General features: G+C 68.3%; 19 protein-coding genes. 6 read left to right on the forward strand and 13 right to left on the reverse strand.

What is annotated here, in order from left to right; translation table 11 throughout:
• Positions 1-31: 31 nt before the first annotated feature.
• Positions 32-727, forward strand: coding sequence for a ribulose-phosphate 3-epimerase (gene rpe / locus AB0F91_RS45345; RefSeq protein ID WP_360608412.1), 696 nt, complete (start codon positions 32-34; stop codon positions 725-727).
• Between the two features lie 25 nt (positions 728-752).
• Here the strand turns inward: rpe and AB0F91_RS45350 are convergent, their stop codons facing one another.
• Positions 753-1,988 carry a LytTR family transcriptional regulator DNA-binding domain-containing protein gene (locus AB0F91_RS45350; RefSeq protein WP_360608414.1) on the reverse strand — a complete coding sequence of 412 codons (1,236 nt, stop codon included), beginning with the start codon at positions 1,986-1,988 and terminating at the stop codon, positions 753-755.
• A gap of 871 nt (positions 1,989-2,859) precedes the next feature.
• On the opposite strand from AB0F91_RS45350, the gene AB0F91_RS45355 reads away from it, so the two are divergent.
• The 4 genes from AB0F91_RS45355 to AB0F91_RS45370 all read left to right on the forward strand — a co-directional run bounded on the left by AB0F91_RS45355 (position 2,860) and on the right by AB0F91_RS45370 (position 7,115).
• Positions 2,860-4,254, forward strand: coding sequence for a LytTR family transcriptional regulator DNA-binding domain-containing protein (locus tag AB0F91_RS45355; protein ID WP_360608416.1), 1,395 nt, complete (start codon positions 2,860-2,862; stop codon positions 4,252-4,254).
• Positions 4,255-4,590: 336 nt separating this feature from the next.
• Entirely contained in the window at positions 4,591-5,046 is a 456-nt protein-coding gene (locus AB0F91_RS45360) for an MSMEG_3727 family PQQ-associated protein (RefSeq protein WP_360608418.1), read from the forward strand.
• A gap of 16 nt (positions 5,047-5,062) precedes the next feature.
• Positions 5,063-6,745, forward strand: a complete 1,683-nt coding sequence (locus AB0F91_RS45365) for a PQQ-dependent dehydrogenase, methanol/ethanol family (protein ID WP_360608420.1) — start codon at positions 5,063-5,065, stop codon at positions 6,743-6,745.
• Between the two features lie 163 nt (positions 6,746-6,908).
• Positions 6,909-7,115 (forward strand): recombination activating protein 1, encoded by a 207-nt coding sequence (locus AB0F91_RS45370; protein ID WP_360608422.1) that lies wholly within the window; start codon positions 6,909-6,911, stop codon positions 7,113-7,115.
• Between the two features lie 10 nt (positions 7,116-7,125).
• Here AB0F91_RS45370 and katG read toward each other — a convergent pair whose 3' ends face one another.
• The 3 genes from katG to AB0F91_RS45385 form a co-directional block, all read right to left on the reverse strand.
• Positions 7,126-9,363, reverse strand: coding sequence for a catalase/peroxidase HPI (katG, locus tag AB0F91_RS45375; protein ID WP_360608424.1), 2,238 nt, complete (start codon positions 9,361-9,363; stop codon positions 7,126-7,128).
• A gap of 24 nt (positions 9,364-9,387) precedes the next feature.
• The gene (locus AB0F91_RS45380) at positions 9,388-9,951 is read right to left on the reverse strand and encodes a manganese efflux pump (RefSeq protein ID WP_360608426.1); all 564 of its coding nucleotides are present in this window, start codon (positions 9,949-9,951) and stop codon (positions 9,388-9,390) included.
• Between the two features lie 219 nt (positions 9,952-10,170).
• Positions 10,171-10,347 (reverse strand): hypothetical protein, encoded by a 177-nt coding sequence (locus AB0F91_RS45385; RefSeq protein WP_360608428.1) that lies wholly within the window; start codon positions 10,345-10,347, stop codon positions 10,171-10,173.
• A 341-nt stretch (positions 10,348-10,688) separates the two neighbouring features.
• Between AB0F91_RS45385 and AB0F91_RS45390 the strand changes: the two genes are divergently transcribed.
• The gene (locus AB0F91_RS45390; RefSeq protein WP_360608430.1) at positions 10,689-11,159 is read left to right on the forward strand and encodes a ribose-5-phosphate isomerase; all 471 of its coding nucleotides are present in this window, start codon (positions 10,689-10,691) and stop codon (positions 11,157-11,159) included.
• Positions 11,160-11,221: 62 nt separating this feature from the next.
• Here the strand turns inward: AB0F91_RS45390 and AB0F91_RS45395 are convergent, their stop codons facing one another.
• The 9 genes from AB0F91_RS45395 to pqqB all read right to left on the reverse strand — a co-directional run bounded on the left by AB0F91_RS45395 (position 11,222) and on the right by pqqB (position 21,461).
• A complete protein-coding gene (locus tag AB0F91_RS45395) occupies positions 11,222-12,274 on the reverse strand; it encodes an HAD-IIA family hydrolase (RefSeq protein WP_360608432.1) in 1,053 nt (350 codons plus the stop codon).
• Positions 12,271-13,239: a fructose-bisphosphatase class II family protein gene (locus tag AB0F91_RS45400; protein WP_360608434.1), complete on the reverse strand. Its 969-nt coding sequence runs from the start codon at positions 13,237-13,239 to the stop codon at positions 12,271-12,273. The genes AB0F91_RS45395 and AB0F91_RS45400 overlap by 4 nt, the downstream gene beginning before the upstream one ends.
• Positions 13,240-13,393: 154 nt before the next feature.
• Positions 13,394-14,371: a class I fructose-bisphosphate aldolase gene (locus tag AB0F91_RS45405; RefSeq protein ID WP_360608436.1), complete on the reverse strand. Its 978-nt coding sequence runs from the start codon at positions 14,369-14,371 to the stop codon at positions 13,394-13,396.
• Positions 14,372-14,414: 43 nt separating this feature from the next.
• A complete protein-coding gene (locus AB0F91_RS45410; RefSeq protein WP_360608438.1) occupies positions 14,415-15,422 on the reverse strand; it encodes a LysR family transcriptional regulator in 1,008 nt (335 codons plus the stop codon).
• Positions 15,423-15,941: 519 nt separating this feature from the next.
• Positions 15,942-18,455 (reverse strand): aminopeptidase N, encoded by a 2,514-nt coding sequence (gene pepN, locus AB0F91_RS45415; protein WP_360608440.1) that lies wholly within the window; start codon positions 18,453-18,455, stop codon positions 15,942-15,944.
• 3 nt (positions 18,456-18,458) lie between these two features.
• Complete coding sequence (gene pqqE, locus AB0F91_RS45420) at positions 18,459-19,583, reverse strand: pyrroloquinoline quinone biosynthesis protein PqqE (RefSeq protein WP_360608442.1); 1,125 nt, start codon at positions 19,581-19,583, stop codon at positions 18,459-18,461.
• Positions 19,580-19,855, reverse strand: coding sequence for a pyrroloquinoline quinone biosynthesis peptide chaperone PqqD (gene pqqD, locus AB0F91_RS45425; RefSeq protein WP_220245689.1), 276 nt, complete (start codon positions 19,853-19,855; stop codon positions 19,580-19,582). Before pqqD ends, pqqE begins: the two co-directional genes overlap by 4 nt.
• The gene (gene pqqC / locus AB0F91_RS45430) at positions 19,855-20,550 is read right to left on the reverse strand and encodes a pyrroloquinoline-quinone synthase PqqC (protein ID WP_360608444.1); all 696 of its coding nucleotides are present in this window, start codon (positions 20,548-20,550) and stop codon (positions 19,855-19,857) included. Before pqqC ends, pqqD begins: the two co-directional genes overlap by 1 nt.
• Positions 20,547-21,461: a pyrroloquinoline quinone biosynthesis protein PqqB gene (gene pqqB, locus AB0F91_RS45435; protein ID WP_360608446.1), complete on the reverse strand. Its 915-nt coding sequence runs from the start codon at positions 21,459-21,461 to the stop codon at positions 20,547-20,549. Before pqqB ends, pqqC begins: the two co-directional genes overlap by 4 nt.
• Positions 21,462-21,925: the final 464 nt, after the last annotated feature.

A 21,925-nucleotide genomic window follows, 5' to 3' on the forward strand; every position in this document is an offset into this window, starting at 1 on the left:
CGCCAACCCCTGCGGCTTTACGCTTGGCGACGTGTCGAACCAGCCCTTGATCGCACCGTCCATCCTCTCCGCCGACTTCGCCCGGCTCGCCGACGAAGTGGCTGCCGTGCAAGGAAAACCCGGCCGTGGAGCAGATTGGCTGCACGTGGACGTCATGGACGCGCACTTCGTGCCGAACCTGACTCTGGGGCTGCCGGTCGTGCGGTCGCTGCTGGCCACCACGGACCTACCGCTGGACTGCCACCTGATGATCGAGAACCCGGATCACTGGGCGATCGGTTACGCGGAAGCGGGTTCCTACAACGTGACCGTGCACGTCGAGGCCGCCGACGACCCGGTCAAACTCGCGAAGGACCTGCGCGCCGCGGGGTCGAAGGCGGGGTTGGCGATCAAGCCGAACACACCCCTCGAGCCGTACGTCGACGTACTCAAGCACTACGACACCCTGCTGGTGATGTCCGTGGAACCCGGTTTCGGCGGCCAGAAGTTCATCGCCGACATGCTCGGCAAGGTGCGCACGGCCCGCAGGATGGTCGACACCGGCCACCTGAACCTGGTCGTGGAGATCGACGGCGGCATCAACGCCGACACGATCGAACAGGCGGCCGAGGCCGGCGTCGACTGCTTCGTGGCCGGCTCGGCCGTCTACGCCGCCGACGATCCGGCACACGCCGTGGCGGGATTGCGCGCCCAGGCGGAGGCCGTTTCCGCCCGCGCGCGCCCGTGATTCTCGTCGACCCGCCCGGTCTCGCTCAGACGCCGAGCAGTCGCCGGAGCTCCGGTGCGTGGCGCCGCGAAACGGGCACGAACTCGTGGGAGCGGGAATCCATGATCAGGAAGAGCTCGCCCTTGATGCCCCGCTCCAGCTCCGCCACCCGGCGGAGGTTGACCACAAAACGGCGGTGCACGCGGCTGAACCCGTAGGGCGTCAGCAACCGCTCGACATTTTCCAGGCCACGGGTGGCGGCCTGGATTCGCCCCCGTTCCGTGACCAGCCAGACGATGTTCCGGTCGGCCTCGGCGTAGCGGATCTCCGACGGAGCGAGCAGGACCAGCCGATCGTTGCGCATCCCGATCACGCGCCGAGGCAGCGGGCCGACGCCCGATTGCGCAGTGCGCTCGTACGGCTCGCCCTCTTGCACCCCGAACACGCACAGCATGCCCACCACGTGGTTCGAGTCGACAACGGGCCGCATGGTCAACGGAGTCGCGTCCTCACCCGGGCTCACCGGAAGGTACGCGTAGCCGCTCCATTGTGTACTGCCCTGTGCCCGCTCCTTGGCCCACCGCACAACCTCAGGAAGCCCCGAGATATCCGGCATCCAGCGTTCCGCCGGCTCGATCGCCCCCGCGACGATGGGAGTTTTACCGGCCAACCCGAGCAACGCGACAGCCGCCTCGTTGGCTGTGATGACGTTTCCGCCCCGGTCCATCGCCATGAAGGGACCGCTGGCCTGGGCGCACTTCTTGTTGAACTCGGAGATCACTTTGTCCGCCTCGTAGACGGCGCGCCGGTAGATCTCCTGTTCGACGCACGTGACGGCTTTCGTGAGCCACGACGGCACGAGCTTGGACAGCGACGCGTTCCACCGCGAGATGTTGATCGACGCGACCGGCACCCCGGTCACCACATCGCGGATCGAAATGCCCGCGCAGGCCCATTGGTGGAAGGCTTCACACCAATGCTCCGGCCCGGTCACCGTGACCGGGCCGGACACCTCGAACGAGGTTCCCATCCCGTTCGTGCCGGTGCACTCTTCCGACCAGGACGACCACGGAGCGAGGTTGTGCAGCTCGGCCCGCCGCAGCGCGGACGGGTCACCCCAGGCCCCCAGAACGCGCCCGTCGCCGTCCGTGACGGTGACGACGGCGCCATCCTGTTCCACTTCCTGACCGGCGAGGGCACCGAGACCGCCGAGCGCCGTGAAGATCACGCCGTTGTCGATTCGCGGGGAGTCGTCACCCAGCGCTCCCGGAGCGACGTCCAACCTCCGGTCCACCTCGTACCGATCGCGACATCGGTACCACGAAGCGAGGATCTCGGGTCGGACCCCCGTTTCGATGTCTTCGCCGGCGGCAAAGTTTTCCCAGGCTCGAGCGACTTCTCGCGCCGACGATGTGGTCACCAAGGCGCCATCCGCCACGTCGGCACGTCCGGTCGGCCTGCTCGGCGCGATCGTCAGCGGCGGCACTCTCCCGGTCATCGCGACCTCCTTGTCGCCAGGCACGCCGGGACCCCCCAGGGGACCACCGGGCAGTGACGGAAGTTACAAACTAACTCGATGCCGCAGGCATTTCAAGACACCTTCGCGTCGTTCAGCCACATAGCTGTAGACATACACGATCAGCTACGGCCCGCCGGATTTACGGAGCAATCCGGCCGAACAACCGCCAAAGCGGGCGGCTCCTGCGACACCAGAAGACCTTGTCGCACAACATCAATTAGCCGAGCCGAACCGGCCGCCCACTGGTTGCCCTGGTCAGCACTCGAAAACCCGGCCGCCGGGCTGCTTGTCAAGAGTGCTTGTCGAAAACCACAAGGCAAACCGCCGCGGCCCGGGAGCCGGCAGACCGCACATGATCTTGCGTGCGCGCGCGGATCCATGATCGTCGGAGCCGGGGACCCGTGACCGTTGATGGGCGGATGGCAACCGATAATTGCCGCCCCGCGACCGTTCGTACGACATTCGCCCACCGTCAGCACAGTCTGCTTGCCCTCGAATCGGCGAAGAGTTTAGCTTGCGTCGGCGGCGAAGCGACGCGGTGCGACCCGACACGTCGGGCCGCACCCGAGCGGTCATCGGCACCCCGGCGCCGGGGTGTCGTCCGGGTGGCACACCAGACCAAAGGCGGTCTCAGATGACACAGGTACGCCGGCTCGACCCGACCTCTCGCAGCTGCGGCGATGCCACGGTACACGGAGCGTGGGAGCGGTTCGTGCGGGGCGAGGACGACCTGCGTGGCGTGCGGCCCGAGATCGCGATTTCCTGGCAACGTTGCCGGGACCAGTACCGGGTCGACCCGTACCTCACCGAAGCCCCCGTAGCCGTCGCCGAAGTCGACCACGCGCTGGAGCACGACGTCGTGATCGCCGAGCTCGGCTTCCGCGCCGCGTCGCTGGCCCGCGAGGTCAGCAGCCTCGGCGGCATCGTGACCATCACCGACGCCTCCGGCCGCGTCCTGGCCCAGTGGGGCGACCAGGCCACGCGCAGCGTCGCCGCCGACGCCAACCTGGCGCCGTGGTTCTGCTGGGCGGAGGGCGCCACCGGCACGAACGGCATGGGTACCGCGCTGATGTCCTACACCCCCGTGCTGATCCGCGGTGCGGAGCACTGGTGCCAGGCCTTCCACGACTGGACCTGCGCGGGCGTGGCGGTCCGCGACGTCGTGACCAGGGAACCGATCGCGGTCCTCAACATCTCGTGCTGGCGCAGCGAGCCGCCCGCGGCGACGGCCACCTGGCTCGGCAACGCCGCCACGATGACGCAGCGCATCCTGCGCAAGCGCGCCCAGGATGACGGTGCCGAGCTGATGGCCGCCTTCAACCACGCCCGGTCACGCCCGGTCGCGGCGCTCGCGGCCGTGGACCCCGCGGGCCGGGTGGTGCTCGCCGACGACACGGCGGGCGTGCTCCTCGGTATCCCGGGCTCCACGCCGGCGCCCGATCCCGCGGTGCGGTGGAAGCCGGAGCTGCCGGAGTTCATCCAGGCCACCAAGTACGCCGCCAAGCAGGCCGCCCGCAACCGTGACTGGGTCGGCTCGACGCAGATCTTCACCCGGCTCTCCAGCGAACCGACGCCGATCAGCATCCGGCCGGTGTTCCTGTCCGGGCACCTGATCGGCACCCTGGTCTCGTTCGGGGTGTCGGAAGGCGATCCGTTGCCCCGGGCCGGCGGCGACAGCCCGCTTCGCGCGCAGCCGCACCGGATGATCGCGACGCGCGAGAACCGCATGGTCCTGCTGCGGCTCCCCGAGGTCTCGTTCGCACAATCGGACGGCAGCGACGTGTGGCTGTCCACCGACCAGGGGCGGTTGCGATCCGCCTCGCCGGGCCTAGACAAGCTCGAGACCGAGCTCGGCGGTTCCGGTTTCCTGCGCGTGCACCGCCAGTACGTGGTGAACCTCAGCCGCATCAGGGAAGTCGAGCGCCGGTACAAGGGCGAGTTGTTCCTCGTCATGGACGACCAGGCGAAAACGATGGTGCCGGTTTCCCGGCGGAACACCCCCGCGGTGCGCCGGGCGCTGGAGATCTGATGGCCCCGGTCCTGGCCTGACGGGGTTTCCCTTGCCGCAGAAGACCGTTGGCGCAGTGCACGAACGGTACCTCTCGTCAGGAGAACGGCGGGGTCTGGCCGATCTGTGGCAACGCATATCGGAACCCTTTGCCCGGCGGTAGAGTTCAATCTCGTTACAGGGTAGGAAATCAGCGCTCGGGCCAAAGCGGAATTCAAGCCCGGCCAACGTCTGTGACCGCCGCGCAAAGCCCCAGTTGTGGCGCGGCACTCGAGAAAGTACGCGAATTCGCGCAAGTGATGTGTTCCGCGAAAACTGTCAGAAGTTTCATTTTTGCTGACGAGGAGGTGACGTCCGATGACGGCTACTCAGGATCGTGAAGATCTCCTGGCCGAGCTCAGCGGACAGAACAAGGCAACCATCGGTGCCGTGCTCGGGACCGGTTCGATCGGGAGGGCGACCGAGCGTCCCGACGGGACGATGGAGGGGACCATCCGCATCCCGGAGGACGCGATGACGTGGGAGCCGGGGGTCCTGATCATGCCGCACGCCGGCATCCTCGAGCTGACGATCATCAACGACGACAAGAACACCCACGCGTGCCTGCTGCCCAGCAACGGCGACAGGCAGTTCATCGGCCTGCTGAACCACTCGAAGGGCAGCGCGACGCTCGAGCTGGACGGCCCTGGCTGCTACTGGTACGGCTCGCCGGCCGGCAACGACGAGGGCCGGGGCCTGCAGGGCGCCATCGTCGTGTCCGGCGAAGTTCCGCCGGAAGCCAAGCTCGACCGACCCGCCCAGCCCCGGCCGTAGAAAGGCAGGACTCACCATGACCCTCGAATACGTCGACGCCGGCAAGGCGTTCAACCACAGCAAGCTCTCCAACCTGCCGCACAGCGCTCCGGACGTGACCCGCGGCATCAACTACGAGCGGATCCTCGACGCGCGCAACGAGTCCCAGAACTGGATCACGTACTACGGCGCCTACGACGGCAAGCGGCACAGCCTGCTCGACCAGATCAACGTCGACAACGTCAAGAACCTGAAGGTCGCCTGGATCCACCAGGCCAGCGCGACGGGCATGATCGCCTCGACGTCGACCTACGCGTTCGAGGCTAGCCCGCTGGTCGTCGACGGCGTCATGTTCGTGACCGGGTGGGACGGCTGGCTCTGGGCGCTCGACGCCCGGACCGGCGAGCAGCTGTGGCGCTACAAGCACGCGATCCCGATCGACGTGACCCTGTGCTGCGCCAACGTCAACCGCGGCTGCGCGGTGGCCAACGGCAAGGTCTACATGGTGACCCAGAACGCCCAGTTGGTGGCGCTCGACGCCACCAACGGCCGGAAGGTCTGGCAGAAGACCATCGGTGACGTGCGCGCGGGAGAGAGCGCTTCCATCGCGCCGCTGGTCATCAAGGACACGCTGATCACCGGTTCCGCCGGCGGCGAGTACGGCGTCCGCGGGCACATCGACTGCTGGGACCTGGAGACCGGCGAGCAGCGCTGGCGCACCTACACCGTGCCGAAGCCGGGTGAGCCCGGCTCCGAGACCTGGCCCGACGACGGCGAAGCTTGGCAGCGCGGCGGTGCGAACCACTGGGTCACCGGAACGTTCGACCCGGAGCTGAATCTGTACTACGCGGGCACCGGCAACCCGGCTCCCGACTTCGACGGCGAGGTCCGTGAAGGGGACAACCTCTACACCGACAGCGTGGTCGCGCTGGACGTCGACACCGGCGAGATCAAGTGGCACTACCAGTTCACGCCGCACGACCTGTGGGACTACGACTCCACGATGGAGATGACCCTGTTCGAGCGGGACGGCAAGAAGCTGCTGGCCCACTTCGACAAGAACGGGTACATGTTCGTCCTGGACCGCACCAACGGCGAGCTGCAGCACGTGACGCCGTTCGTCGACCGGATCGACTGGGGCGTCATCACCCGCGACGGCAAGGTGACGCCGCGGAAGTACCCGGACAAGGAAGGCGAGCCCTGCCACTTCTTCCCCGGCCCCGCCGGTGCGAAGGAATGGACGCACGCCTCCTACAACCCGGACCTCGACCTGTTCTACGTGCCGGTCGCCGACGTGGGCGCCACGGCCACCCGGCGTCGTCGTGAGTTCAAGGAAGGCATGCCCTACTGGGGTGCCGCCGTCGAGGTCGACATCGACAACATGGCCGGGTCCGTCAGCGCGTTCGACTCCCACGGGGAAGAGAAGTGGCGCTACCGGCTCAACAACATGCCGATGGCCGCGTCGACCCTGAGCACCGCCGGCAAGCTGGTGTTCGCCGGCACGCCCGCCGGTGAGTTCATGGCGCTGAACGCCGAAACCGGCGAAAAGCTCTGGAGCTTCCAGTGCGGCAGCGGGCACCACAGCAGCCCGTCGACCTGGTCCCTTGACGGCAAGCAGTACATCTCGGTGCCGGTCGGCTGGGGTGGCTGGCTCGAAGGCATCGTCCCCGGCATGTCCGGCCAGGGTCACGGTGCCGCGCTGATCACGTTCTCCCTGTGACCGGAAAGCACCACTGATGCGAGACCCGGGGTGACTTCCCGACGGTCCCCCTTCCACCCGTCCGGTGATCGAGGCTCCTCGATCACCGGACGGGTGCCTTTGCGTTGCCGGGAAAGCCACACCTCGGTCATGGAAGACAGCGACGGAAACGAAAGGTGATCCGATGAGCCAGTCGTCGACGGCCCACCACGACGAGCAGATCGACCGTCTGCCGTGCTTCAACTGCGGGGATTCCTACGAGTCCGGCGATCTCGCGCGGCACACCGAGCCGGTGCACTGCGGACCCTGCATAGCGTGCGTCGACAGGCCCGCGTGCTTCACCTGCCGGCTCATGTACTGCGCTTGCGACGTGCACAAGTTCCGCGGCTGAACAAAGCGTGTCAGCGCAGGTCGAACCGGTCGAGCTCCATGACCTTCACCCACGCGGACACGAAGTCCCGCACGAACTTCGCGCCGGCGTCGTCGCTCGCGTAGACCTCCGAGAGCGCCCTCAGTTCGGAGTTCGACCCGAAGATGAGGTCGACCCGGCTCGCGATCCACTTCACCTCGCCGGTGTCCCGGTCGCGGCCCTCGTAGACCACTGTCCAGACGTCCGCGTTCCGCCTCGGCGCCCACTGCGTCCCCAGGTCCAGCAGGTTGGCGAAGAAGTCGTTCGTCAACGTCCCGGGCGCCGAGGTCAACGCACCCAGCGGCGAACGCCGGTGGTTGGCTCCGAGCACCCGCAACCCGCCGACCAGCACAGTCATCTCGGGCGCGGTCAAGGTCAGCAGGTTCGCCCGGTCCACCAGCAGGTGCTCCGGCGACATCCAGAAGCCCTCGCCGAGGTAGTTCCGGAAACCGTCCGCCCGCGGTTCCAACGCGTCGAACCACTCGACGTCGGTCCAGTCCTGGGTCGCGTCGGTGCGTCCGGGGCGGAACGGGACGTCGACGACGTGGCCACCGGCCGCGGCGGCGTGTTCCACCGCGGCACACCCGCCGAGCACGATCAAGTCGGCCAGCGAGATCCGCTTGCCCGACGGCTGTGAGGCGTTGAACCGCTCCTGGATCGCCTCCAGCACCGGCAGGACGACACCCAGCTGCTCGGGCTCGTTGACCGCCCAGCCCCGCTGCGGCTCGAGCCGCAGCCGCGCCCCGTTCGCTCCACCGCGCTTGTCGCTGTCGCGGTACGTCGATGCCGAGGCCCACGCCGTGGAGACGAGCTGCGTCACCGTCAGGCCCGATTCGAGGAGCTCACGTTTGAGGGCGGCGATGTCGACGGCGTCCACGAGCTCGTGGTCCGGCTCGGGCACGGGGTCCTGCCAGATCAGCCGTTCAGCCGGGACGAGCGGCCCGAGGTAACGCTGAATCGGGCCCATGTCGAGGTGCGTCAGCTTGAACCAGGCCCGCGCGAACGCGTCCTCGAACTCGTCCGGGTGCTCGAGGAACCGCCGGGAGATCTGCTCGTAGACCGGGTCCTCCTGCAAGGACAAGTCCGTGGTGAGCATGACCGGGTGGTGCTTCTCGTCCGGGTCGTACGGGTCCGGCACGGTGCCCTCGCCCTGGCCGTCGGCCGGGATCCACTGCCACAGACCGGCCGGGCTGAGCTCGACGTCCCACTTGTACTCGAACAGGGTCTCGAAGAAGGTGTGGTCCCACGTCACGGGAGTGCGCGTCCACATGCCCTCGAGCCCGCTGCTGGTGGTGTCCGGGCCCTTGCCGGTGCCGTGTTCGTTGGCCCAGCCCAGGCCTTGCGAGGTGAGCGGCGCGGCTTCGGGGTCGGGGCCGAGGTGCACGGCCGGGTCCAGCAGCCCGTGGGTCTTGCCGAACGTGTGGCCACCGGCGATCAGCGCGACCGTCTCCTCGTCGTTCAGGCCCATCCGCCGGAACGTCTGGCGGATGTCGCGGGCCGCGAGCACCGGGTCGGGGTTGGTGGCCGGGCCCTGCGGGTCGACGTAGATCAGTCCCATGTCGCTGGCCGCCAGCGGCTCGTCGAGGTCACGGCGGCCGCTGTGCCGTTCGTCCGCCAGCCACTTGCGTTCCGGTCCCCAGTACGTCTCGTCGGGCTCCCACACCTCGGCTCGGCCACCGCCGAACCCGAAGGTCTTGAAGCCCATCGACTCCAGAGCCCGGTTGCCGGCGAAGACCATCAGGTCCGCCCAGGAGATCCTGCGCCCGTACTTCTTCTTCACCGGCCACAACAACCGGCGCGCCTTGTCCAGGTTTCGGTTGTCCGGCCAGCTGTTCAAGGGGGCGAAGCGTTGCATCCCGGCGCTCGCACCGCCTCGGCCGTCGCTGACCCGGTAGGTACCCGCGGCGTGCCAGGCCATCCGCAGCACGAGAGGGCCGTAGTGCCCGAAGTCGGCGGGCCACCAGTCCTGAGAGGTCGTCAGGACCTCGTCGACGTCACGCGCCAGCTCGTCGAGGTCCACCGTCGCGAACTGCGCGGCGTAGTCGAAATCCGCGTCCAGCGGGTTGTCGGCCGGCTGGTTGCGGTGCAAGGTCCTCAAGTCGAGCCGGTGCGGCCACCAGTCGTTGGGGTTGCCGCTCGCCGCGGGGTGGTTGCGCCGCCGAGCCGGCTGCGACTCGCTCAGGACCCTGTCGTAGGTGCGGTAGACGTGGGTATCGGGATTCTCGGGCATGGATGTCCTCCCCGGCCACGCCGATCAGTCGAAGACCAGCGGCAGCAGGATCGCCGCGCCGAGCAGCGAGATGCCGCAGATCAGGTCGGCGCGGATCCGGATGACCTTGGCCGCCATGCGCCCGACGAAGAGCCCGGCGAACGACATGATCACCGTCATGGCGCCGAAGGCCACCATGGGGACGATGAGGGAGAAGCCCGCGATCCCCAGACCGGCGCCGGCGACGAAGTTGTCGATGCTCAGCGAAAGCGGCATGCCGAAGAGCGTCACCCACGGGTGGTCCAAATCTTCCTCCGCCGGCTCCGGGTGTCGGATCGCTCCGACGATGAAGTAGACGCCGTACAACCCGAGCGCGGCCGCCCCGACGTAGTCCGCCCAGTCCCCGAGGAAGTCACCCAGGAAGTGCCCGATCAACCCGCCCAGCAGCGGACTCACGGCGTCCCACACTCCGAAGACGACGGCAACCTGCACCGCGCGACGCCAGCCGAAGGGAATGGTTCCGATGGCGATCGACGAGCGAAAATTGTCGAGACTGAGGCCGAAGGCAAGTGCTATCAGCGGAAGAAATTCAAGAGACACCTGAACCACCTCAACAGATCAACCAGGTTCGCCGGGGAGGGAGACTGTGGAAAAGAGTCCATTCTCGATAGGCGCTGCCCACTTTGTTCGGCATGCGACACAAAGCCCCGGTGCGAACGTTCACTCGCTCCGGGGCCTTGTGGCAACGCAGACGTAGCCCGGCCGCGGATTTCGGCCATCTGCCGCGGCTACGAGAAATCAAGCGACACGGGCCGTGGAGCCCGGCTGTCAGCCCCGGTAGAAGTAGCCGGTGGCCTCAGCGCACACCTCGACGACCGTGTACTCCGGAGTTTCCCACTGCATGTTTTCCTCCTCAGCTGTTGGCTGCGCCCGGCGACTGAGCCAAAACCGGACATTCGTGATCCGCGCAATTTCGCGGACAACGTCACGAAACTTCGCGGTCACGCAAGAGCATCTTCGATTTAACAGAGTTGTCGCAACCGACCTTGAACCAGTGGTCGGGAACCGGTGCCGAACGGCGCCCTGAGGCCGACGAGTGGAGGAGCCACGCTCACCGGCGGCACGCGGCGCGGCGGCCACCTGGCCGACCTCACCCTTCATCCACCTGCGAAAACGCTACCACCTGGCCTCGGTGAAGAGCTGTGGGCACCCGCATCGAGCGGCGCCCGCTCCCGCCGACGGGCAGAGTGCGGGCCGGGGGGCGTCGATCGGCCTATCAAACATTCAAATGCCCACTCGGCGAATAACGAAGCACCGATTCACGAATTCGGAATTAGACTGCTCCCGTGCGAATCTACCTTGGCTCCGATCACTCCGGACTCGAACTCAAGAACCACTTCGTGAAAAGGCTCACCGAGCTCGGCCACGAGGTGATCGACGTCGGCCCCTCGGTCTATGACGCGAACGACGACTACCCACCGTTCTGCATCGAAGCGGCTCGGCGCGTGGTCGCCGACGAAGGCAGCCTCGGTCTCGTGATCGGTGGTTCCGGAAACGGCGAACAAATCGCCGCGAACAAGGTGCCTGGCGCCCGCGCCGCACTGACCTGGAGCGAGGAGACGGCCAAGCTGGCCCGGTGGCACAACAACGCGCAGCTGGCCGGCATCGGCGCCCGGATGCACACCGTCGAGGAGGCCGAGCGCATCGCGGACGCGTTCCTCGCCACCGAGTTCGAGGGCGGCCGCCACCAGCGCCGGATCGACCTGCTGGCCGACTACGAGCGCACCGGTGAACCGCCCGCGCTGCCTGGACAGTGACAGGAGGGCTGCGCCGGGGAGAACCGGCGCAGCCCCTCAGGCGCGCTGTCGGAGCAGCCCGATCACCGGGCTTGATCCAGCCGGAGGATTCCGAGCTGTCGTTCGATTTCGCCCCACCGGCCGTCGTCGTCGGAGATCGCACGACCGGCGTCGCGAGCGGCCCACGCCGTGGTGACGACGGACCGCAGTGCTTGGCCGTTGTCGCCTCCGTTCGGCGGGCGGGGGACAGCGTCCGGCCCGAGTTCGACGAAGTGCTCGGGCGGGGTGGCGGGCAACGGCAGTGCGGGCTCGAGCAGCCCGCCCAGATCGATGGCGACATACGTCGGACGCGCGGCTCGCCCGGCGAAGGCCAGCTCCCGGAGCCGCGACGCCCCGCTCAGCACGAAGAGCGAGTCGAGGCCGGCCGAGTTGGCGCCCTCGATGTCGGTCTCCAGCCGGTCGCCGCACACCAGGGTGTCCGGCCGATCGGTCCCGAGCCGGGAGCGGGACAGGTCGAACAGGGCGGCCTGCGGCTTGCCGACGACATGGGGCGCCGCGTCGACCGCCGTCTGCACCAAGGCGACCAGTGCGCCGTTGCCGGGCGCTTCGCCATACGGTGTGGGCAGCGTGAGGTCGACGTTCGTGGCCACCCAGGTGGCTCCGGTGCCGGCGAGGTAGCCCACCGCCGCGAGCTCGGTCCAGGTGACGTCGGAGCCCAGCCCCTGAACGACGGCCTCGACCGGTCTGCCGCTCAGATCCGCGACGCGGACCGGCGTCAGGCCGGCCTCGGTGAGTGCCTGGGCGACGCCCGGCCCACCCACCGCGCACACCCGCGCCCCCGGGCGCAGCTGCTGCGCCAGGTGTGCCGCGGCGGCCTGCGAACTGTTGACGACCGACCAGCCCCGCGGGGCGATACCCAGCCCGCGCCCGCGCAGGTGGTTCCCCACGTCTTCCGGGGGGCGCGATGCGTTGTTGGTCGCGAACACGACCGGGACGCCGTCCGCCGTCACCCGGTCCAAGGTCTCCACCGCACGGGGCACGGCGTCCGCACCGCGGTAGACCACGCCGTCGAGATCGCAGATCAGCCCGCGGTAGCGCCTGATGAGAGGCTCGGACGTCGCGGTGTCCCCGCTCATGCGGATCGGTGTTCGGTCTTGACGATCCGCACCGTGCCCGAACACAGCACCAGGGACTGTGTCGTGGTCCGGCCGGCGTGCTGCTGCACCCCGCGCAACACCTCGCTGCCGGTCACCCCGGTGGCGCAGAACAGGACGCGCTCGCCGCGAACCAGGTCCTCGGTGTGGAGAATCTCGGGGCGAACACCGGATTCCGAACGCAGCCGCACCTGCACCGACCCGCCCAGGCAGGACAGGGCAGCCGCGGCGATGACTCCTCCCGCCGCACCCCCGGTGCCCAGCATGACGTCCACCGGGCTCTCGGGACGAGCGACGGCGATCACCCCCGCGATCTCACCGCCCTCGATCAAGTGCAGCCGCGCCCCCGCGTCGCGGATCTCGTGCACCAGCTCCCGGTGCCAGGGCCGGTTGAGCACGGCGACGACGACGTCCGACACCCGGCCGCCCTTGGCCGCGGCAACCGCGCGCAGGTTCTCAGCCACCGGGCGGTCGAGTTCGACGGCGCCCGCGCAGCCGGGCCCGACGACCAGCTTCTCCATGGCGAGATCCGGCGCCGGGTCGTACAGCGCCCCACGCTCGGCCACCACAACCGCCGCGAGCGCGTTCGGCACGTCCCTGGCCACGGAAAGCGCGCCGTCACCCGCGTTGATCGCGACGTCGCAGGCCGGCCCGGCTCCGGAGCCGACCTCTTGACCCCTGACCAGGCGCTTCCCGTCCTCGCCGAGCACCACGACGCCGCGCATCGGCACCGACCCGACCACGTTGTGCATGGCCTCGACCGCGGCGGCTTTGCCGCTGATCTCGTCACCGTGCCCGACCCACCGGCCCGCCGCGATCGCGGCGGCTTCGGTGACCGGCACGAGTTCGAGCGCAAGGGCGTGATCGGGTCCGTCGACGCCGGTGGCCCGGTCGTCCGCGCGAGTGCCGCCGGGCCGACCGGCGGTGCCCCATTCCTTGGTTTCCATGAACCTCACTCCACTCGGACTGGTCGGTGAAGGTGTGCTGTCGTGAACACCGAACCGAGGGCGACCGGACCGGCAGACCACCTCGCCGATCCGGTCGCCCTCTTCAGGGAGGCGCCGGCCGCCGGCACCGCGGACGGCCCCCCGGCTCGGGCGCTCAGCGGGCTGCGGCGTTCGCGGCGGCTCGGTCGGAGAGCACCTGCTGGGCCGCGGCCCGCTTGCCCTCGTCGCCCCGCCAAGTCTCCAGAGCCGGCCCGACCAGCGCCCGGCCGAACGAGAACGTGAGCTCCCAGGGAAGCGGATCGAGCTTCTGCATCGCCCCGAGGTGCTGGGTCGCCAGCTCCGGGCTTTGCCCACCCGAAAGGAAGGCGATGCCCGGCACGGACGCCGGCACCGTCGCGCGCAAAGTGTCCACCGTGGCCTTGGCGACGTCGGCCACCGAGGGCCGCTCCGAGCTGCCGGCTCCCGCCACGACCATGTTGGGCTTGAGGACGATGCCGTCGAGTTGCACCCGCATCAGGTCGAGCTCCTCGAACAACGCCTCCAGCACGGACGTCGTCACCTGCCGGCACTGCGCCAGCGAGTGGGCGCCGTCCATCAGCACCTCGGGTTCCACGATGGGCACCAGGCCGCCTTCCTGGCAAAGGCCCGCGTACCGCGCCAATGCGTGCACGTTCGCGTGCACCGCGCGTTCCGACGGCACGTTGTCGCCGATCGTGATCACCGCGCGCCACTTGGCGAACGTCGCTCCACCTCGCACGTAGTCCGCGACTCGTTCGCGCAACCCGTCGAGCCCCTCGGTGATCTTCTCGTCCGACGCTCCCGCCAGCGGCTTCGCCCCGGTGTCGACCTTGATCCCGGCGAGAATCCCGAGATCATCCAGGAACTGCGGGAAAGTGTGCCCGTTGGCCAATTTCTGGTGGAACGTCTCGTCCGCGAGAATGACGCCGCTGATCGATTCCGCGAGCCGGGGGGTCGTCACGATCAGCTCGCGGTAGACCCGGCGGCTTTCCTCGGTAGGCTCGACCCCCACCTTCTCCAGGCGGGAGGACATCGTCCCGATGCTCTCATCGGCAGCGAGAATACCGCGCCGGTTGGAGACGAGTGTGCGCGCGATTTTGTTCAGTGCTGACATCTACCTTGATCCTCCTGCGAATCGACCGACGTTGACCGTCGTATTACGTTTTTGTGGTGGTCTTCGCGACCGTGAGCCGACTTCCCTTGACTTTCTGCCCAGGCACGAAAACCGGCATCGGACTGCCTTTCGAAGCCGCGATATCCACCAGTTCTCGCGCGTACTCCGGGAGATCCCGACGCTCACTCCATGCCGCGTAGATGGGTTTCGCCGGCATTTCCTGGTCGACGGCCACCAGGTGCAGCCGGCCTTCCGTGAGCTCGGACCGAACGGTGGAAATGTTCAGCACGGTCACCCGCTGGCTCGTCGCGACCGCTTGCTTGATCGCGGCACTGGAGGGAAATTCGACGTAACTGCGCGGGGCCCGGTCAGTTCCCAGCAGTTCGTCCGTGAACTCCCGCAGGCCCGAGCCGCGCTCACGCAGGACGAGGGGCGCGGCTGCCAGCTCGCGCACCGTCAAGGGACGGCTCCTCCTTGCCCACGGGTGCTTCGAGCCGACCACCACGGCCAGCATGTCGTCGCAGATGTACCGGGTGACCATGTCATCGCCGAACTGCTTCTGCACGTGACTTCCGGACTGGCACCAGCCATCGATGAAGGCGAGGTCGACGTGGCTCGCCCGGATCAGCCGGCGGAGCTCGTCGACGCTGCCGGTCTGCACCTCCACCCGGACCTCGCCGAACGAGAACCCGGACCGGTTCAGCCATTCAGGGATCAAATGCTCGGAAACGGCCGGGCTGCCCGCGACCCGCAGCCGTTTGGCATCGGCGGACGGAGCCCCTGATCCGAACTCCAGCAACTCCCGCGCGGCACTCATCACGTTGCGGGCGTACTTCGCCAGCATTTCTCCTTCCTCGGTGAGCTTCGAACCGGTAGGAGAACGCTCCAGCAACCGAAGACCCAGGCGACGTTCCATCGCACTGATCCGGATGCTGGCGGCCGGCTGGGAAAGACTGTGCGCCTGAGCGGCCTTTCCCACGCTGCCAAAGCTTTCCACTGACAGCAGCAGATCGAGGTCGGCGAGCTGAGGCATCTTTGACGGAAGAACCATGATTCCACCTCTCGCTCCGCCGAAAAGCAGTGGTCGGCTACACCGGTGGCTCCCGGTGTGCAACGAGCGTGCCCGGGGCGGTTTGCGTGGTCAATCTGTTGGCCACGAACGCGCGCCGTGCGGACACGAACGGCGTGCACCGCGCCACATACGGGCGTTCGGGTTAATCGGGCGGCGGCGAAGAGACCGTGAACTGCACCCGTTCGGCAAACTCAACACGACGAACGGACGACAGTCAAGGGACCCGCGTTCCCCTCCGTGGCGGCACCGGCACCGTTCGTCCTGGATTCACAGCCATTCGTTCTGCCTGGCTTGCCGCAATTTCCCCGTGGTGACCATAGTTCGGCGACGAAGTCCCGGGTTTCGGCGCGCAGCTGCTTTTCCGAGACGGTAACAGTTCCATTCACTTTCTCGCCGTCGCGGCGACCTGGCCGACGCCCGCGGGCGGCACTCCTGCTGGCGCAAGATTCCGGCCTGCACAGAGCACCGGGGCCTTGGGCCATCCATCTGGCTTCCGTCTCAGTGTGCCGCGTCGCACGCGCGCGCGGCTCGCATGAGGGTGAGCTCGGCCCGCTCCTCCCGGACGACCTTGCCCACGTTTCCGGGCAGCGACCCGCTCTCCAGCAAGCGATCCGTGCGGGCCAGCACGACCTGGTCGTCGGTCGTGAACCGCGGGTACAACCCCCGCGCGAACGCCAGCGCGAACTCAGGCTCGCCGGCTGCGGCCAGGCTTTCCAACGCGCGCAGGTAGCGGTCCGCGTACGGGGTGAGCAGCGTCTCCTGTCCCGGTTGCCGCAGCCCCACCATCACGGCTTTCCGTTCCGCGAGCGAGAGATCCTCGCCGACCACCCGCGTCCAGGCTTCTTCTTTGGCAGCCCGGGTGGGACGCGCGGCTTCCGCCGTCAAGGCGTTCCGACGGCCGCTGTCCCCCGGATCGGCTTCCCTCGCGACGCGCAGCAGTCCGTCGACTTCGCCTCCGGCCGAGGCCAGGCGGACCACTGCCCGCCACCGAAGATCCCGATCCACTTCCAGGTCCGGCCACGGCGACCGGCCGCGCACGAGGTCGCTCAGCAAGCCGTGGTCCTCGGCCTGGCCGACACCGACCAGCGCCCGGGCGAGAACCAGCCGTCGGTCACTGCCCGGTGCGGCGCCGGCCAGTTGCGCGCGTACCCGCCGCGCCACGGCGTCGAGCAACCGGCCCCTGCGGCGCGGGTCTCCGTAGAGCTCGACCGCCCGCACCGCCCGCTCCACCAGCGTTTCCAGGACACCGACATCGTCCTCCCGCACGCCGTGAGTGAGAACGGCCGCCGCGTAGCTGCGGGCCGGCAGGCGTGCGTCGAGCACGTCGTCCCACAACGATCCCCAGACGACCGCTCGCGCCCGTTGATCGTCCAGAGTGGACAGATGCCGCAGGGCCGTCCCCCGGGACCGCGGGTCCAGCCGGACCTTGACGTGGCGCACCGCGTCGTCGTTGGGCACGAGCAGGTCGGCGAACCCGGCGAGGTCACGGTCACTCTCGCGTGGACCGAGCGACACGTGCTCGCGGTGCCGCAGCACCAGTTCGCCCTCGCGTTCGACGAACGCGGCGACCCGGATCGTCAGGTGCCGCGGCTGAACCTCCGGTTCGGGAAGCTGGACCAGGCGGCCGCGAACCACTTCGACCGTGTTGACCCCACGCCGCAGCAGCCACTCGCCGACCCACCGGTCCACGTTCTCGTCCGACACCTTCCGCAGCGCGGCCACGAAGTCGTCGAGGCCGGCGTTGCCCCACGCGTGCGTCCGCAGGAAGGTCCGCACGCCGGCGACGAAAGTTTCCCAGCCCACGCGCGAAGCGAGGTCGTGGAGCACCGCCGCGCCCCTCAGGTAGACGATCGGGCCGAGGTTCGACCGCGCGGCGTCCGTGTCGGCGGTTTCCACCCGGATCGCGTGGCCCGTGGGCAGCCGGTCGGCGTGCCTGGCCGCCGGCAGGGCCTGGTGGACGAAGGCCGTCCAGCCTTCCCCGTACGGCGTCGTTTCCGCCTGCGCGACGACCGCCATCATCGTCGCGAAGGCCTCGTTCAGCCACAGGTCATCCCACCAGCGCATCGTCACGTAGTCGCCGAACCACATGTGCGCCATCTCGTGCAGCAGGACCTCGGCCCGCTTTCGCCGCGCTTGCGCGGTGACCCGGTGCCGGAACACGAACCGCTCGTTGAGCGTCACGCAGCCCGGGTGTTCCATCCCCCCGAACACGTACTCGGGCGCGAAAACGTGGTCGTACTTGGTGAACGGGTACGGCAGGTCGAACAGCCGGCCGTAGAAGTCGAGCCCGCGCCCGATCACGTCGAAGAGCTCGGGCGCGTCGCGGGTGAGCTCCGCGAAGAGCGAGCCGCGCGCGTACAACGCCAGCGGCACGGCGCGGTGGCTGGACCGCAGCCGCCGGAACGGGCCGGCGGCGAACGCCACCAGATACGGCGGCAGCGGTGGCGTGCGGCCGAAGTGCCACGTCGATCGCTCGCCGCCGGCCGGCGTCGGTGGTTCCTCCACGGCGGTGTTGGCGACCACGACCCAACCGGCGTCAGCGGTCACGGTCAGCTCGACCGTCGCCTTCAGATCGGGCTGGTCGAAGCAGGCGTACACCCGGTGCGCCGCGAAAGGTTCGAACTTGGTGTGCACGTACACGTGGCCGTCGAGCGGGTCCTGGAACCGGTGCAGCCCCTCGCCCGTGCGCGAGTACGCCGCGAAGCCGGCCACGCGAACCGTGTTCCCGCCCGGGCGCACGGCCAGCCGGACGCGCGTCCCTTCGTGCGCGTCCGGCCCCAGCTCACGGCCGTTGCACTCGACCGACTCGACTTGCCCCGCGAAGTCGAGGAAGGCGAACGCATCTCCGGACCGAGCCTGGAAGCGGACCTCCGTGTTCGTCGCGAACTTCAGCGCACCGACGGTCAAGTCGAGCTCCACCGCGTAGTGGACATCGAAGACCTCGGCCGAACGCGCTGCTGCCTCGTGCTCAGTCAGCTTGTCACCTGAGGCGAACCGGCCGTCGAACGGCATCCGTCAGAGCCGGCGCGCCGAGACCGTCGGGCGGCGGTACACCAGCTTTTCGCGCAGCTGTTCACCGTCGGCCGTGACCTCGTCCTGATTGGCGCGAACGAGCGCGTCCTGCACCAGGTGGTGGTCGGGTGAGTGCACGCACACCGGATCGGTGCGCGCCGCGTCGCCGGTCAAGGCGAACGCCTGACACCGGCAGCCGCCGAAGTCGAGCTCCTTGCGCGGACAGCTCTGGCACGGGTCTGGCATCCACTCCGTTCCGCGGTAGGCCTGGAACGCCTCGGACTCCGTCCAGATCCACGCGAGGTCGTGGTCGCGAACCGAGGAGAAGGTCATCGTCGTGATTTCCGCGGCCACCGGGCACGGGTACACGGTGCCGTCCGGGGCGACGGTCAGTGCGTTCTGCGCCCAGCCGCCCATGCACGGCTTCGGGTAGGGCTCGTAGTAGTCCGGAAGGATCCAGAGGAGCTCCATGCTCTCCCCGAGCTCGGCCTTCCGGCGTTCGTAGACGCCGACCGCGTCGTCGAGCTGGGTCTTGGTCGGCATCAGCAGATCGCGGTTGCGCAGGGCCCAGCCGTAGTACTGGGCGTTCGCGAGCTCCAGCCGCTCGGCCCCCCACGAAACGCTGACGTCGATGATCGCGTCCAGGCGGGACAGGTTCGCCCGGTGCAGGACCACGTTCATGTTCAACGGCAGGCCGGCGTCGCGGATGATGCGTGCGGCGGCCTCCTTCTTGTCGAACCGCTTGCTCGCCGCGACCAGGTTCGTCGACTCGGCGGCGTCGCCCTGGATGCTCAGCTGCGCGCTGTTGAGACCGGCCGCGACGAGTGACCTCGCCCGGCTCTCCGTGAGCCCGAGGCCGCTGGTGATCAGGTTCGTGTACAGGCCGAGGCGACGGCACTCGGCGACCAGTGTCTCCAGATCACTGCGGACGAGGGGCTCACCGCCCGAGAAGTGCACCTGCACAATCCCCAGCCCACTGGCCTCGCGGATCACCCGCAACCAGTCCTCGGTGGCGAGCTCGTCCTGCCGATCGAGCAGCTCCAACGGGTTGGAGCAGTAGACGCAGTGCAACGGGCACTGGTGGGTGACTTCGGCCAGCAAGCCGTACGGCTGCGGCGTGCCGTTCATGAGACCACCACCCAACCCCGTCCGCGTGCGTCCTGGAGGAACGTCATCACGTCGTTCGCGAGATCGGCAGCCGCGAAATCCTGCTCGAGCTGGTCGACGAGCTGCCGCACGGTCCGGCTGCCGTCGCACAGTCCCAAGATCGCCGCCCCGGACTTGTTCAGGAGCACGACCCGCTCCGGCAACAGGAGCAGCTCCACGTCACGGACGTTGTCGTGCTTGAGCATCGCCTTGGTCGCCAGCTTCGGGATGGCCGTCAAGTCGGATTCGTCCATCACGAACTCTTGCTGTACGCGAGTTCCACGGCATCCAACAGGCTCCAGAGGACGTCACACTTGAACTCCAGGGCTCGTGCGCACGCGTCCTGCTGTTCCCGCGACTTCGCATTGGTGAGCACCAGTTCGAGCAGGTGCGCGATGTCCTTGGGCTGCTGGGTGAGCCGCGCCCGGAAGTACTCCAGGCCTTCCGAGGCGATCCACGGGTAGTGGTGCTCAACGTCGGTGATCCGCCGGCTGAGCAGATCCGGTGCGAACAGTTCGGTCAGCGCCGACGCCACGGCCTCAAGCCACGGCTTCTGGCGGCAGAAGTCCACATAGGCATCCACGGCGAAGCGCACTCCGGGCAGCACCGTGTCGGTGTCGAACAACGCTTCGCGGCTCAGACCGACAGCCGCGCCGAGGCGAATCCACTTCTCGAGACCGCCCTCGGCACCCGTGCGCCCGTCGTGGTCGATGATGCGCTGGATCCACTGACGGCGGTCCTCCCGGCCGGGGAGCTTGGTCAGGATGAACGCGTCCTTCTTCGGCAGGTTCATCTGGTAGTAGAAGCGATTCCGCACCCAACCCCGGAACTCCTCCTCGGTCAGCGCGCCCGAGTGCATCCGCTCGTTGAACGGGTGCAGATGGTGGTACCGCTTTTCTCCGATGGACCGCAGGTGCGCCTCGAACTCCTCGGCAGACCACGGGTTCATACTTCCACCTCCAAGCCGGCTCGGCCGATCTCGATGCCCAAGTCCGTCACCCAACGCCGTTGCGGGGACTCTTCGTCGAGAATCGGGTTCGTGTTGTTGATGTGTGTGTAGATCTTTCGCTTCGCGGGAAGCGCGGCCAGCGCGCGGGCCGAACCGTCGTCACCGCTGACGGGCATGTGTCCCATGGAGCGCCCGGTCCGGCTTCCCGCACCCTGGCTGGACATTTCGTCGTCCGTCCAGAAGGTGCCGTCCACGAAGACGCAGTCGGCCGACGCCACTTGCTCGGCGAACTTGTCGTCCCACCGGGGCAGCGTCGGCGCGTAGACCGCGAGCCCGCCCGTCACCTTGTCTTCCAGGCGGTAGCCGACCTCCCACTCCGCCGACGGGGCGCGAAGCCGGGACTCCCCGACGTAGCGCGGCGCCTTGGAACCGGTGAGGAAGGGGGTCACCCGCACCCGATCGTCCAGGTCCAGCGGCTTGCCGGCCTCGACCAGGGACCAGGTGAGGTCCGCGTAGTCGCTCAGCAGTTCGCGGACCGGGAACCACAGGCTCAGCGCCTCCAGCACGGGGTACGTCCCGTACACCGTCAGCGAAGACCCCTCGCGCAGCATCAGCAGGCCGATCGTGTGGTCGAACTCGGCATCCGTCAGCAACACCCCGGCAACCGGCGTCTTCCTGATCTCCGGACCGGGGTGCAACGAGGGATCCGCCGCGATCTGGTGGTGGACGTCCGGCGTCGCGTTGAGCAGGAACCACTGATCGCCGTCTCCGGAGACCGCGATCCCGGCGTGCGTCGTCGCGGCTTCAGGCTTGGTCCGAGCCTTTCGGCAGCCGGCGCAAGCGCAATTCCACTGCGGATAACCGCCACCAGCCGCGGCTCCGAGGCAATGTATGAACACAGTGCGAAACAATCCGTCAAGACCGGCGTGGGCCGGCGTCGGAGCACGCCTCGAGCAGCGCGGAACAAGGCGTTTGCCACCTCATGGCGTCCTCCCTCACGTTCGCCCCCGGCAACGGTCGGCAGAAATCAGGCACCGTTGCCCGTCGAGGGTTCGGCCAGGGCGGCTTTCTGGTAACGTCGCCCTGAACTCGGCTTGTCTTTTCCCAGCTTCTTCGCCGGCGCCTGCCCTGGCAACCAATCGCGAACGACCGGCACCGAATCACGGACGAACGGCCGCCGCACCACCACGAGCGGACCGCCGCGTCCACGGCCATGCCGGCGACGCCGAGCACCTCGACAAAAAAGGCCTTGACCTGCTGATGTTCGGCGCTCAGACGGGCGAACGCACAGCACGAAGCCGAGGCCCGAGGGCGCCGGGAGGCCGCCGATTCCCCCTGACCACGGCCGGGCGGCGCGGCCGTGCCGTGTGGCAAA

Origin of the sequence: Amycolatopsis sp. NPDC023774 (assembly GCF_040639695.1) — a bacterium.
In the GTDB taxonomy this organism is placed as follows: Bacteria; Actinomycetota; Actinomycetes; order Mycobacteriales; family Pseudonocardiaceae; genus Amycolatopsis.